This window comes from Aneurinibacillus sp. UBA3580, assembly GCF_002375825.1.
In the GTDB taxonomy this organism is placed as follows: domain Bacteria; phylum Bacillota; class Bacilli; order Aneurinibacillales; family Aneurinibacillaceae; genus Aneurinibacillus; species Aneurinibacillus danicus.
In genome coordinates this window covers 1-13,045 of sequence record NZ_DFMZ01000095.1, presented here as the reverse complement: position 1 = coordinate 13,045, position 13,045 = coordinate 1, and the positions used below count along the sequence as shown (strand labels likewise).

17 protein-coding genes are annotated in these 13,045 nt (G+C 47.2%); 15 read left to right on the top strand and 2 right to left on the bottom strand.

All coding sequences use genetic code 11. The features are described from left to right. The first annotated feature begins 2 nt into the window (after positions 1-2). The 12 genes from rpsK (at position 3) to B2899_RS13750 (ending at position 9,181) form a co-directional block, all read left to right on the top strand. Positions 3-401: a 30S ribosomal protein S11 gene (gene rpsK / locus B2899_RS13805; RefSeq protein WP_349679053.1), complete on the top strand. Its 399-nt coding sequence runs from the start codon at positions 3-5 to the stop codon at positions 399-401. A 183-nt stretch (positions 402-584) separates the two neighbouring features. Continuing rightward, positions 585-1,529 carry a DNA-directed RNA polymerase subunit alpha gene (locus B2899_RS13800; RefSeq protein ID WP_146810075.1) on the top strand — a complete coding sequence of 315 codons (945 nt, stop codon included), beginning with the start codon at positions 585-587 and terminating at the stop codon, positions 1,527-1,529. A 36-nt stretch (positions 1,530-1,565) separates the two neighbouring features. Further along, the gene (gene rplQ / locus B2899_RS13795) at positions 1,566-1,931 is read left to right on the top strand and encodes a 50S ribosomal protein L17 (protein WP_043066255.1); all 366 of its coding nucleotides are present in this window, start codon (positions 1,566-1,568) and stop codon (positions 1,929-1,931) included. Between the two features lie 209 nt (positions 1,932-2,140). After that, a complete protein-coding gene (locus B2899_RS13790; RefSeq protein WP_146810076.1) occupies positions 2,141-2,974 on the top strand; it encodes an energy-coupling factor transporter ATPase in 834 nt (277 codons plus the stop codon). Next, positions 2,959-3,852 (top strand): energy-coupling factor transporter ATPase, encoded by an 894-nt coding sequence (locus tag B2899_RS13785; protein ID WP_146810077.1) that lies wholly within the window; start codon positions 2,959-2,961, stop codon positions 3,850-3,852. Before B2899_RS13790 ends, B2899_RS13785 begins: the two co-directional genes overlap by 16 nt. Further along, positions 3,849-4,652: an energy-coupling factor transporter transmembrane component T family protein gene (locus B2899_RS13780; protein WP_286886583.1), complete on the top strand. Its 804-nt coding sequence runs from the start codon at positions 3,849-3,851 to the stop codon at positions 4,650-4,652. The genes B2899_RS13785 and B2899_RS13780 overlap by 4 nt, the downstream gene beginning before the upstream one ends. A gap of 24 nt (positions 4,653-4,676) precedes the next feature. Next, positions 4,677-5,447: a tRNA pseudouridine(38-40) synthase TruA gene (truA, locus tag B2899_RS13775; protein ID WP_146810079.1), complete on the top strand. Its 771-nt coding sequence runs from the start codon at positions 4,677-4,679 to the stop codon at positions 5,445-5,447. 210 nt (positions 5,448-5,657) lie between these two features. Then, the gene (gene rplM / locus B2899_RS13770; RefSeq protein ID WP_146810080.1) at positions 5,658-6,095 is read left to right on the top strand and encodes a 50S ribosomal protein L13; all 438 of its coding nucleotides are present in this window, start codon (positions 5,658-5,660) and stop codon (positions 6,093-6,095) included. Between the two features lie 18 nt (positions 6,096-6,113). Next, positions 6,114-6,506, top strand: coding sequence for a 30S ribosomal protein S9 (rpsI, locus tag B2899_RS13765; RefSeq protein WP_146810081.1), 393 nt, complete (start codon positions 6,114-6,116; stop codon positions 6,504-6,506). A gap of 206 nt (positions 6,507-6,712) precedes the next feature. Further along, complete coding sequence (locus B2899_RS13760; RefSeq protein WP_146810082.1) at positions 6,713-7,156, top strand: hypothetical protein; 444 nt, start codon at positions 6,713-6,715, stop codon at positions 7,154-7,156. Between the two features lie 110 nt (positions 7,157-7,266). Further along, positions 7,267-7,986 carry an N-acetylmuramoyl-L-alanine amidase CwlD gene (gene cwlD / locus B2899_RS13755; RefSeq protein WP_246147307.1) on the top strand — a complete coding sequence of 240 codons (720 nt, stop codon included), beginning with the start codon at positions 7,267-7,269 and terminating at the stop codon, positions 7,984-7,986. Positions 7,987-8,053: 67 nt separating this feature from the next. Continuing rightward, positions 8,054-9,181, top strand: coding sequence for an Mrp/NBP35 family ATP-binding protein (locus tag B2899_RS13750; protein WP_286886578.1), 1,128 nt, complete (start codon positions 8,054-8,056; stop codon positions 9,179-9,181). Positions 9,182-9,269: 88 nt separating this feature from the next. Here B2899_RS13750 and gerD read toward each other — a convergent pair whose 3' ends face one another. After that, entirely contained in the window at positions 9,270-9,920 is a 651-nt protein-coding gene (gene gerD / locus B2899_RS13745) for a spore germination lipoprotein GerD (protein ID WP_286886575.1), read from the bottom strand. Positions 9,921-10,122: 202 nt separating this feature from the next. Between gerD and B2899_RS13740 the strand changes: the two genes are divergently transcribed. Further along, positions 10,123-10,719: a KinB-signaling pathway activation protein gene (locus B2899_RS13740; RefSeq protein WP_286886573.1), complete on the top strand. Its 597-nt coding sequence runs from the start codon at positions 10,123-10,125 to the stop codon at positions 10,717-10,719. A gap of 156 nt (positions 10,720-10,875) precedes the next feature. Here the strand turns inward: B2899_RS13740 and pdaB are convergent, their stop codons facing one another. Further along, positions 10,876-11,637, bottom strand: coding sequence for a polysaccharide deacetylase family sporulation protein PdaB (gene pdaB / locus B2899_RS13735; RefSeq protein ID WP_286886653.1), 762 nt, complete (start codon positions 11,635-11,637; stop codon positions 10,876-10,878). A gap of 149 nt (positions 11,638-11,786) precedes the next feature. Here pdaB and B2899_RS13730 point away from each other — a divergent pair, with 149 nt between their 5' ends. Continuing rightward, entirely contained in the window at positions 11,787-12,443 is a 657-nt protein-coding gene (locus B2899_RS13730) for a stage II sporulation protein M (RefSeq protein ID WP_146810087.1), read from the top strand. 113 nt (positions 12,444-12,556) lie between these two features. Then, positions 12,557-12,775, top strand: a complete 219-nt coding sequence (locus B2899_RS13725) for a hypothetical protein (RefSeq protein ID WP_146810088.1) — start codon at positions 12,557-12,559, stop codon at positions 12,773-12,775. Positions 12,776-13,045: the final 270 nt, after the last annotated feature.

Below are 13,045 nucleotides of genomic sequence, written 5' to 3'. Positions count from 1 at the left end.
AGTTGGCGAAAAGAAAAGTAGCTGCGACTCGTACTCGTCGCCGTGATCGCAAAAACATTGAAACTGGTGTAGCTCACATCCGTTCTACGTTTAACAACACCATCGTAACTATCACTGACCCGCACGGAAATGCAATTTCTTGGGCTAGTGCTGGTGGCCTTGGTTTTAAAGGTTCCCGTAAAAGCACTCCGTTCGCTGCACAAATGGCTGCTGAGCAAGCTGCTAAAGCGGCAATGGAGCATGGTATGAAAACTGTTGAAGTTATGGTTAAAGGGCCAGGTTCCGGTCGTGAAGCTGCCATCCGTTCCTTACAGGCTACTGGATTGGAAGTTAACATGATCAAAGACGTAACGCCTATTCCTCACAATGGTTGCCGTCCACCAAAACGTCGTCGTGTATAATTTGGCAGCAAGTCGCATAAACTAGCAGTTTAAAAAGTTATACACCTGTGCATACTATTATAATATGATAAAAACAGGTCTGTGCTTTGGTTGCGATTTACTGGTAACCGCCAAAGGGGAATTCCGGTCGTGGACCTTGAGACCCGTCCGGAATTTTCGACGTTTTGAAGGAGGGTTTGTTTGATGATCGAAATAGAAAAGCCAAAGATCGAAGTGGTAGAAGCAAGTAACGACTCTACCTATGGCAAGTTTGTGGTAGAGCCTCTGGAACGGGGATACGGTACAACGCTTGGAAACTCCTTACGTCGTATTCTGCTCTCTTCACTTCCAGGTGCCGCAGTAACCAGCATTGAAATCGATGGGGTTCTCCACGAGTTCTCCACGATCGAAGGCGTGGTAGAGGATACTACCCAGATCATCTTAAATGTCAAAACTCTTTCTCTCAAAATCCATTCGGACGAGGAGAAAGTGCTTGAGATTGACGCGGAAGGCGCCGGTGTCGTAACCGCTGCTGACATTCGCGCAGACAGTGATGTAGAAATTCTGAATCCGGACCTGGTTATTGCAACATTGGAAGAAGGAGCTAGTCTCCGTATTCGCATGGTTGCCAACCGCGGTCGTGGCTATGTGCCTGCCGATCAGAACAAACGCGCGGATCTGCCGATTGGCGTGATCCCGATTGATTCTATCTATACACCGATTACCCGCGTAAACTATCAGGTAGAAAATACGCGTGTAGGTCAAGTAACAAACTACGATAAGCTGACGCTTGAAGTATGGACGGATGGAAGTATTCGTCCGGAAGAAGCAGTTAGTCTTGGCGCAAAGATTATGACGGAGCATCTTAATCTGTTTGTAGGACTCACCGATGAGGCGCAGGAAGCCGAAATTATGGTGGAGAAAGAAGAAGACAAGAAAGAGAAAGTGCTTGAGATGACGATCGAAGAGCTTGATCTTTCGGTCCGTTCTTACAACTGCCTGAAGCGTGCCGGTATTAATACCGTGCAAGAGCTTACGCAGAAAACAGAAGAAGATATGATGAAAGTCCGCAATCTTGGCCGCAAATCGTTAGAAGAAGTGCAAGAAAAGCTCGAAGAGCTAGGTCTTGGACTTCGCAAAGACGATTAGGAACGATAGATTGTTTGTCTTAAGGAGGGAAAAGGAATGGCTTACTCTAAATTAGGCCGTAATAGCGCTGCTCGTAAAGCTCTGTTCCGTGATCTGGTAACGGACCTAATTATCAACGAGCGCATTGAAACAACGGAAAGCAAAGCGAAAGAAGTTCGCTCTATCGCTGAAAAAATGATTACGCTGGCTAAACGCGGTGACCTGCACGCTCGTCGTCAAGTAGCCGCTTTTGTGCGTAAAGAAGTAGCGGACAAAGAGACCAACCAGGATGCAATTCAAAAATTGTTTGATACTGTTGCACCTCGCTTTTCTGAGCGTCAAGGTGGTTATACTCGCATCTTGAAAATTGGGCCTCGTCGCGGAGACGGTGCACCAATGGTATACCTTGAGTTAGTTGAATAGTTAGTATTGGCGCAAGAAAGGGTGAGGATGAAATCACCCTTTTTTTGCATGGGGAAAGACAAGCATAAAAACTCGCCTGTTTTTTCTGCGGGGAAGCAGGGTACGTCTGCTTTCTCTAAACAGATCGCTGAGTAAGCGAAAAAAGGGCTGTATTTTTACGCTTGTCTTTCTAGCTTGAAGGGGAACGGAAAGAAAGCGGTGAGATAAATTTGGACGAGGCAATCATTCGGCTTGAGAATGTTTCCTTTTCTTATGAAGGCGCGGAGGAGAGAGCGGTACAGGGCGTTTCATTTGATGTGAAGAAAGGCGAGTTTCTTTCTATTATCGGACATAACGGCTCCGGTAAGTCGACGCTGGCAAAGCTGTTAAACGGTCTCTTGCTCCCTTCCGAAGGCAGAGTAGAAGTGGCCGGGATTTCGACGGCGAATGAAGAGCACATTTGGGAAGTGCGGCAGACGGTTGGCATGGTGTTTCAAAACCCGGACAATCAGTTTGTTGCCCCGACTGTGGAAGATGATATTGCCTTTGGTATGGAGAACATTGGCATTCCTCCTTCAGAAATGGAAGCAAGAATTCTGGACGCGCTTCATCAGGTGCATATGACGCAGTTCCGCACCGCTGAACCGAACCGTCTTTCAGGTGGGCAGAAGCAGCGTGTAGCTATTGCGGGTGCGCTTGCGATCCGGCCCAGGGTGCTTGTACTTGACGAGGCAACGGCTATGCTTGACCCGCGAGGCCGCCGGGAAGTGCTCGATGTAGTTCATCGAATGAACCGGGAGCAGAATATGACGGTTATTCAGATTACGCACTATCTGGAAGAAACATTGGAGAGCGACCGCATTCTCGTAATGGATGGTGGTATGCTGGTGGGCGAAGGAACCCCGGAGAGTGTATACCAGAAGGTGGATTGGCTGCGTCGTCTTGGATTGGACGTGCCATTCGCCAGTGACCTGCAATATCGCCTGCAACAAAAAGGTTTTCGTTTTTCGGCGTTAAAGCTGACGGGGGAAGGAGTGCTTGACAGCCTATGGACATCCGATTAGAGAGTGTGGGGTATACGTATTCTCCCGGCACCCCGTTTGCCTATCAGGCACTGCAAGGCATCTCCCTGCATATTCCCCACGGTCGCTATATTGCGATTATCGGGCATACCGGTTCCGGTAAGTCGACGTTAATCCAACTGTTAAACGGTTTGCTGCAACCTACGGAAGGTACGATGCAAATCGGAGAATTTACGCTGCCTGCAAAAAAGAAAAAAGGGCTGGAAAAACTGCGCCAGCAGGTAGGATTAGCGTTTCAATATCCCGAATACCAATTGTTTGAAGAGACGGTACGCAAAGATGTAGCGTTTGGCCTCGTCAATATGGGACTGCCTTCTGAGATGATTCCTGGTCGTGTAGACGCCGCCCTGCGCCTCGTTGGCCTCGATCCGCAAGAGTATGGCGAGAAGTCCCCTTTTGCGCTTAGCGGGGGACAGATGCGGCGTGTAGCGCTGGCAGGGGTGTTGGTGATGAATCCTGCAGTATTAATTCTCGACGAGCCTACTGCCGGGTTGGACCCGGCCGGTCACCATGCGATTCTGGAGATGGTCGCCCGTATGCATCAGGAGGAGAAGCGGACGACGATTCTGGTTACGCATAGTATGGAAGACGCCGCCTTATACGCCGATTACCTCTATGTGATGAACGAAGGACGGATATGGATGGAGGGGACTCCGCAGCAAGTGTTCCGGGACCCGGATAAGATTCGACAGGCAGGCCTGGATTTACCGGAGATTACACGTTTTATCTATCAGTTTAACGAACGGATTCGGATAAGCGGCAGCGAAGTGGCCCCTCTCCCGTTTGATATTTTTGATCCGGAGACGCTTGCGGATGAGTTGGCTCGGCGCTTTCCGCGAAAGGGGGGAAGCCGGAGGTGAGTTTTCTCAACTCGATACCGATCGGTCAATATGTACCCCGCGATTCGTTTTTACATCGATGTGATCCGCGCAGCAAGCTCTTATTTGTGTTTTTCTTTATTATTTTTATTTTCATGGCCAATACGCTGTATGCCTTTTTATTTGTGGCAGCAGTGGCGATTGTGGGCATCGCGATGTCCCGCATTCCGGTTATTTATGTTCTCCGGGGACTGAAACCGGCGCTCTGGATTATTCTCCTCACAGTTATATTACAGATTTTTACAAATAAAGAAGGGACCCTTCTCTTCTCCTGGAAGTTCATCGAGATTCATGAAAAAGGGCTGACGGAGGCGGCATTCGTGTCGGCCCGCATTATTTTGCTCATGCTGTCGGCATCCCTGCTTACGCTGACCACGTCGCCGATTCAACTGACGGATGGCCTGGAGAGCCTATTCTCGCCACTTCGTCGCTTTGGATTTCCTGCGCACGAGCTGGCGCTGATGATGTCAATATCGCTGCGCTTTATTCCGACGCTTCTGGAAGAGACGGACAAGATTGCAAAAGCGCAGATGTCGCGGGGAGCCTCTTTTTCCAGCGGCTCTATTGTGAAACGGATTAACGGCATCCTCCCCTTGATTGTCCCGCTATTTGTTCAGTCGTTCCGCCGTGCCGAAGAGCTGGCGTTTGCGATGGAGGCCCGGGGTTATCGGGGCGGAAAAGGGCGTACGAAGTATAGACAGCTCCGCTTCGGAAACCGGGATGCTGTGCTTTTGGTCGTTACAATTGCCATTGCAGTCGTTGTATGGCTGCTGCGTGCGTAGAGGAAAGGATGAACGTTACAAGCAATGGAATGGCGCAAGATTAAACTAACGTTTGGCTACCAGGGAACGGCATACTATGGTTTTCAGCGGCAGACAAACGGGCCGAGTATACAACAGGAGATTGAGAAAGTTCTGGAGCGTGTACTTCAGCATGAGACAACGATTGTGGCGTCCGGTCGAACCGACTCGGGTGTGCATGCAAGGGAGCAGGTAGCCCATTTCCGCACGACCAGTCGGATTCCGGCTGACCGGCTTATACCGGCCATGAATACATTTCTGCCGGATGATATCGTCGTGTTAAATGCAGAAGACGTTCCGATGGATTTCCATGCCCGCTATGATGTCGTAGAAAAGACGTATAAATACCGCATTTTGAACCAGCGGGTACCTGATCCGTTTATCCGGGACTGGGCGTATCAGGTGAAAGCTCCGTTGGATGTTGAAAAGATGCGAAAAGCAGCCGGGTATTTTGTCGGTACGCATGACTTCTCTTCGTTTTGCTGCGTGCGGACCAGGGTAGAAGATAAAGTGAGGACTGTCTATGAGGTGCGTATTGATGTGCAGAAGCGGGACGATTTTACACCGGGACAAGGAGTGGATATTTGGCTGACGTTCCGCGGTAACGGATTTTTGTACAATATGGTTCGTATGATGACCGGCGCTCTGGTCGAAGTCGGGAAAGGCCGCTGGGATGTGGAATATGTCAAGCAATTGCTGGATGCGAAAGATTCGAACGTGGGCAAGGAGAATGCGCCGCCACACGGGCTGTATTTGTGGAAAGTGAATTATGAGTAGAAGTAACCTGTCCCCTTCCGCCCGGCAAACAGGGCTTTTCCGTGCCAACGCGACCTGGTGTATAAAAAAATCTTGACTTCATTATCTAACATGTAGTACTATTTAATTCGGTATTTTAAAATCCCCACTAACGCCCCGAAAGTGTTGGTTTTTAAAATATATTGGTTAACGGAACATTTGTGAAATGCACGCTTTTTAGGAGGGAAAACAATGCGCACCACATACATGGCCAAGCCAAATGAAGTTGAGCGTAAATGGTATGTAGTTGATGCTGAAGGGCAAACGCTTGGACGTCTTGCCAGTGAAGTAGCAGCAATTCTTCGCGGAAAATTCAAACCTGAATTTACACCACACGTTGATGCAGGCGATTTCGTTATCGTAATCAACGCTGAAAAAATTCAATTAACCGGTAAGAAACTGACGGATAAGTTTTACTATCGTCATTCTGGATATCAAGGTGGATTGAAAGCAACTTCAGCAGGTCAAATGATCGCAACAAAGCCTGAGCGTATTATCGAGCTTGCGGTTAAAGGCATGCTGCCGAAAAACCGTCTGGGTCGTAAACTGATTACGAAGCTGAATGTATACGCTGGAACTGAACATCCACATCAAGCGCAAAAACCTGAAAAATGGGAATTGCGCGGGTAGTAAAAGGAGGGTAAATTCGTGGCACAAGTTCAATACTACGGAACAGGTCGTCGTAAAAACTCCGTTGCACGCGTTCGTCTAGTACCGGGTGATGGTCAAATCATCATCAACAAGCGTCCAATGGATGAATACTTTGGTCTTGAAACTTTGAAACTTATCGTAAAACAACCGCTCGTTCTTACTGAAACAGAAGGTAAGTACGACGTGCTCGTAAACGTAAACGGCGGTGGTACAACAGGTCAAGCGGGTGCAATTCGTCACGGTATCTCCCGTGCCCTGCTGGAAGCTGATCCGGAGCTTCGTGGTGCACTGAAATCCGCTGGCTTCCTGACTCGCGACCCACGCATGAAAGAACGTAAGAAATACGGTCTTAAAGCTGCTCGTCGCGCACCTCAATTCTCCAAACGCTAATTTTAGAGTCAATGTATACACACAACCAGGCCCGGTCCTTTTGGACTGGGCTTTTTACTTTTTTCTGTGAAAATCATGAGGAAAGAAGGAGGGGGAGAGGAAAGAAGATCCAGGGAAGAAAAAGGAATCTATTCTGTTCATGTATCAATCGACAAAAGAAGAGGCAATCCTATAATAGAGACCATAAGATAAAGCAAGGTGATCGTATGGAAAATAATATTGTCTCTTTTGAGAAGTATATCCGAGCACGGGATGAGAGGGTTCGAAAACGGGCGATAGACGGCATTGACCGGGAAGAAGTTCACCGGTATTATACGGGAATTATCGATGTTTCCATCCGCCATCTCACGCTGCTGCAGCGCTATTTCATCGAAGAGTATCTGGCCGAAATTATCGTCGGATTCTTCTTGCGGGGAGTGGACGCGAGCAAGCAGTACAGAACGGGAAGAACGACGGAGGATATCGAGCACAGCTACACGAAGGATCACTTCCTCGAAATCTACTCCCTTGCGAACGATTACCGGCTGTCCCGCCATATCGGTGAATGGGATCTGTACTCTGTATCCATCATAGCCGAAGATCTATCGCTCAAATGGTTCCGAAACGGTCTTGCCTATGGAAAAAGACAGCGAAAGTTAAAATTGCTTTAAAGTGAAGAAGGCGGGCTTCAAAAGTGAAGTTCGCTTTTTTGTATGTGACGAATAAACGAGGAGGTTGTACATATGTTTTAGTAAAAGGCATAGTGGGGGAGGAACGTGCTTTGCTAAAACGAAAAAAAATTTTATGGCTGGGAGCGCTCGTGCTTCTTGTAGCGTTGTTTACATATAACATGCCGTCAGACGATGAGTCGTGGTCTGCATGGTCCCTGCCGCTGTCCGGCAAAATTATTGTGATAGATGCGGGGCACGGAGGACCGGACGGAGGGGCGAAGAGCAAGGCCGGTTTAATCGAAAAAGATGTAACCCTGCCCATCAGCATGTATTTGCGCGATTTTCTGCAGGAGGCAGGAGCGCTTGTCGTTATGACAAGGGAAACGGATATGGACCTGGCAGAGCCTGGAACCAAGGGATTAAGCAAGCGGAAAACGGAAGATTTATTGAAACGGGCAAGAATGATTAAGGAAGAAGGGGCAGACTTGCTCATTAGCATCCATTTAAACGCGATTCCTTCGCCGCGCTGGTTCGGTGCACAGACATTTTATCCGCCTACGCTGAAGCAGTCTGCTCAGGTAGCCCACTTGATTCAGGATGAAATTAAACGAGTGATAAATAATACGGACAGGACCGCGAAAAAGTCGGATGATATTTATATCCTGCGTACGGCGGAATGCCCGGCGGCGCTGGTGGAGGTCGGATTTCTATCCAATGAGCAGGAAGCGAAGCTTATGGCAACTTCGCAGTATCAGAAGCAGATGGCCAATGCCATCTACCAGGGAATCCTGCGCTATTACTCCGGAGAAACTGTTGAAGATATGCAATAGACTTTGGATGAGAAAACGCAGAATGTTATAATGAGAGAAGCACGTCATATCGAAGAGGTGAAACATAGTGATTACAGAAGAGAAAGTATTGGAAGCATTAAAAGGGGTTGAAGACCCGGAGCTTCACCGTAGTGTGGTGGAGCTGGGCATGGTACGCAATATTAAGATTGACGGGAATAGAGTAGAACTGGACGTTATCCTGACGATTCAAGGCTGTCCGTTAAAAGTAAAAATTCAGGAAGATGTAGAGAATGCGATTAAAGCGCTGGGAGGAGAAGAGGTTGTTGTTCATTTCGGATCGATGACGGATGAAGAGCGCGCACGTGTAGCTGCAATGATTCGCGGCGACAATGCAGGACCTTCAGCTTCCGCTCCGAATGGCGGAACCGTACAGGGGCATGGTGCAGGCCTTCAGCAGGTTTCTCCTCTGCTTGGGCCGGATTCGAAAACTCAATTTATCGCGGTTACCAGTGGTAAAGGTGGTGTAGGTAAATCAACCGTTACGGTTAATCTCGCCGTTTCCCTGGCTCGTATGGGCAAAAGAGTGGGCGTTATTGACGCAGACATTTATGGTTTTAGTGTACCGGATATGATGGGGATTACGCAGCGTCCGGTCGTTATCGACAATATGGTGATGCCGGTCCAGCGTTTTGGCGTCAAAGTCATTTCTATGGGCTTCTTCGTGGAGGATAACTCGCCCATTATCTGGCGTGGTCCCATGCTGGGCAAGATGCTGCGCAACTTCTTCAGTGAAATTCATTGGGGCGAGCTGGATTACATGATTCTGGACCTGCCGCCGGGAACCGGTGATGTGGCATTGGACGTGCACCAGATGATTCCGCAGAGCAAGGAAATTATTGTAACGACTCCGCACCCAACTGCCGCTTTCGTTGCGGCGCGTGCTGGCGCGATGGCGATCCGTACCAATCACGAAATTCTTGGTGTCGTTGAAAACATGTCTTATTACATTAATAAAGACGGTGAGAAGGATCCGATTTTCGGCAGCGGTGGTGGACAGAAGTTAGCGAAAGAACTTCAAAGCGAATTGCTGGTGCAGATTCCGCTTGGACAGCCGGAGCCGATGCGTGATGAAGAACGTTACGGTCCTTCCGTATATCAAGAAAGTGAAACAATCGGCAAAATTTATATGGACCTGGCTAAAAAGGTTGACCAAAAAGCCAGCGTTACCGCATAGTGCAGAATACCATAGAATAAAAAAACGGAAGGGAGGAAGTGGCCTCCCTTCCGTTTGCTTTTGCAAGAGCGGTCATGGGAGTGGAGAGTTATTGTCCGCCTCCGCCACCACTGCCGCCCTGTCCTCCTTGTCCTCCCTGTCCGCCTCCACCACCATTGCCGCCTTGCTCTTTGGTTTTGTTTGGTTCAGGCCTAATCATCTGCTCCTGCGCTTTATGGGCGATATCGATCATTTCAAGGCGAAACATAGGGCTTTGGAGAGATTCTTTCATAACATTCATCGTTTGTTGGCGGTATGCGGGACCTTTCATTGTCTCTAATACCATCTTTTGATACTCAGGGTCCTTCATAATATTGAGCATCATCTTTTGATACTCAGGATCCTTCATTAAGTCTTTGATGAGTTTTTTATTTTCTTCCTGCATGGCTTTAGCCATTGAGCTTGCGAATTTTGGATCCTGCATCATTTCTTGCACCTGAATTCTTGTCTCTCCGCCTCCTGCATTTCCTCCACCCTGAATACTTTGTGTGGACATACGTCCCCTTTGCATCGCTTCTCTAATTGCCCTCTGGCCTTCTCTTGTCTTAAGGATGTCGACAACCATATGCTTGGTCTCGTTGTAGTTTGTCGAAGCCGATTTTTCTCTTTGCTGATTTCCGCCGCCACAGCCGGTAAGGAGAGTGATAATCAGTAGAACACAGACCAATGTGTAGCTTGTGGAAACTGTAAAGCGTTTCATGCCATTCTCCCTCTTTTCTCGATTGGTGTAGTTATTTCTTAGCATGCGAAAGGATGGGCTGCTTTATCCTTGTTGTATCGGAGGAGAGGATGGTGAATAGTGGACTGACTGGATTTTGTGGCAAATGCGCGAAACTGCTGGTGTTTTTATAGGGCCGTTGGTACAATCATAGAGGGAAAAGAGGAAGTATGGGGGTATATTAGTGACATTACGGAAGTGGTCTTTTCTTTTTTATACAACGCTTCTTATTGGAGCGTTGGGTGCAGTCATCTCAGGTACGATTATCGGACAGGAGAAGATGGACGGTGGATTTGCGAATTTTGGTATGGGGCTTATCGGCAGTTTGATTGCGGGTCTTATGTTCAGTGTTATCAGTCAGATGGGCTTCTTCGCTTATTTGACGCTGAATTATCTGGCTTTGAGTGTGCTAAGAAGAAAAAGCCTTTGGTTGGGAATACAGGTTATTTTAATCGTGCTCGTATTCGTAGATTTTGTAATATTAAGGCATGATATTTTTGCGAAGGAAGAGCCTGTTCTTGGGTTTGTATGGCTGCCGCTCGGTTTGCTGGCTTACGCGGCTGTAGTGGCTTACTTTAAGGTGAAGGCGACCAACGCTTCCGCTTGGATTCCAACAATGTTTTTTATGTTTGTGGTAACAATTCTTGAATGGGTCCCGGCTCTGCAGGAGAATAATGTAAAGTCTATGATAATGATGATTGTGCCACTTCTGTTGTGTAATACATGGCAGATTATGCAGCTCCATCGTATTCTGCAAAAAAAGGAAAGCCCGGCGAAGTAATCGCCTGGCTTTTTTGCAGGATAGGAAAGCCCGGCAATGGTCTCTCTCCTGGAGGTACCCGGATGTTTTGTCAGTCCGACCGGAGGGACACAAAGCGGCCGCTTGTCTTCTGTGCGGAAAAAACATGAGCAGCAACGCCGGCGAGTTTTTCTTAGTTTACTGAACTTCTTTTGTATTAACTTTTGTGCCGGCCATTAGTTCGGAAACTGTAACAAACTCATAGCCTTTGCCTTGCAGCTGATCAATGATGGCAGGAAGCGCCAGATGTGTTTGTTTGCAGGAGTCGCTGGCGTGCATAAGCACAATGTCGCCCGGATGTGCTTTTTCCACTACATTTTTGACGATTTGCTCCGTACCAGGGTTCATCCAGTCTTTGGAGTCCGTATCCCATTGAACGACTGTATAGCCCATTTTGTCCGCGATCCTAAGGACGCGTTTGTCGAAATCACCGTTTGGCGTGCGAATCAGCGACGGAGCAGTACCGGTTAAACCTTTCAGGATTTCGTGAGCTCTTCCGATTTGTGTCTGGATTTCTTCGTCGGTTAAGCTGCTGTAGTTGACGTGTTTATGACCGTGTGAACCGATTTCATACCCCATGTCTTTGATGCGTTTGACGAGCTCAGGGTGGCTCTCGCTCCAGGGGGAAGAGAGAAAGAAGGTTGCTTTTTTTACGCCTTTTTTCTCAAGAACATCGAGAATGGGACCGGTCCGTTCCTCTCCCCAGCTGATATCAAACGTAAGCGCAAGTTTTTTCTCCCTCGTGTCCACTTTGTAAATGGCGGACGGTTCGTTTTTTCCGGATGTAAAAATCGAGATATTATCCCTCTCCGCCCAGGCTATACCTATAGCGAATAAAGCGGCGGTAAAAATAATAAGATACTGCTTAAGACGTCTGGCGTTTACGATCCAAAACAAAATTACACCTCCTCACAGGCTTAATCCTTGTCCATTACATATGTATGCGAGTGAGACAAGGATATGCCTGCGGAACAAAAGGAATGCATAGAAACGAAATGTGATATTATCAAGAAGGAGAAGCTGCACAAGAAAGGGGAACAGATAGACGAATGATACAAAGACTGGGAAACATTGTCCGTCAGAATAAACGATATATCTGGATTGGTGTGGCGTTAATGCTGTTAGGAGTTTTTTTCGGATATACAAACGCTGAGGCAATTAAGCAGTTGGCGAAGCAAATGATGGATAGTATTCAGCGTATCGCCAGAGATATTAGTGAAACAAATAACCCCCTGTATACATTCTGGGTGATTTTTGAGAACAACGTAATGGCCGCGTTCAGTATGGTGGGGCTCGGCATCTTTTTCTTTGGTTTGTATCCGGCACTGGGTTTGTTTACAAACGGAATTTTGCTTGGATTCCTGCTTAAGGTATATGCCAGTGGCGGGGTGAGTCCATTAAAAATTTTGGTGGCTGGCATATTGCCTCATGGCATCATCGAGCTTAGCGCCATTATTTTCGCTTCAGCGATTGGGATTAAGCTGGGTGTTTTAACATACGATTGGATAGTCAGCTTATTTGTCAGAGAGCGGCGATCCGCTGTAAAAGCACGCTTTAGCGAATTGCTGCGGGATTTACCGTTGATTGTGGGAACGATCGTAGTCATGCTCTTTTTAGCAGCTGTAATTGAAAGCACGGTTACACCCCTGCTTATCCAGAACTTTATGGGACAGGATCTGGATATTATGAAGCAAGTATTCAAATAATGCTGCGGCAAGCCCTGGCTTCGCCGTGGCTTTCTTTTTGTTTTAAGGAGTATAAACACCAATAAAAATTGGAAATATAATCCCAGGTTTATATTGAGAGAAGAGGGATAATCATGATGGGCTTTTTATTTTCTGCACGCGAATGCTCAGAGATTAAATACTTAATTCGTAAGGAGCTTGAAGAAGTGTTATTTGATTTGAGTGACTATCGCACAGATGAAATGGTACGTAAAGCAATGGAGCAGCGCTATCATATACTTTTTAAAATGTATGCCCGGTTTGTATCGCCAAAGGAGCTAACAAAATATATTCGAAACAAGAAGTACAAATAAAATGTTAATAAGGTATTGACGCTGCATTTCTATATGTGATATATTCTTTCTTGTCGCTGCTGAAGTAGCGCATAAGCTTCCGAAGAAAAACAACACGAAAATTTTTTAAAAAAGTGTTGCTTTCTGAAGTGGAATTTGATAAAATATAAAAGTCGCTGATGATAAGCGACAGAGTAATAAAGTCCCTTGAAAACTGAACAGTGAAACTCGATTGTGCGCGAGTAAAACAACCCATAAAAGTGTAGTAAATGCTTTTATGGAGCCCGAAAC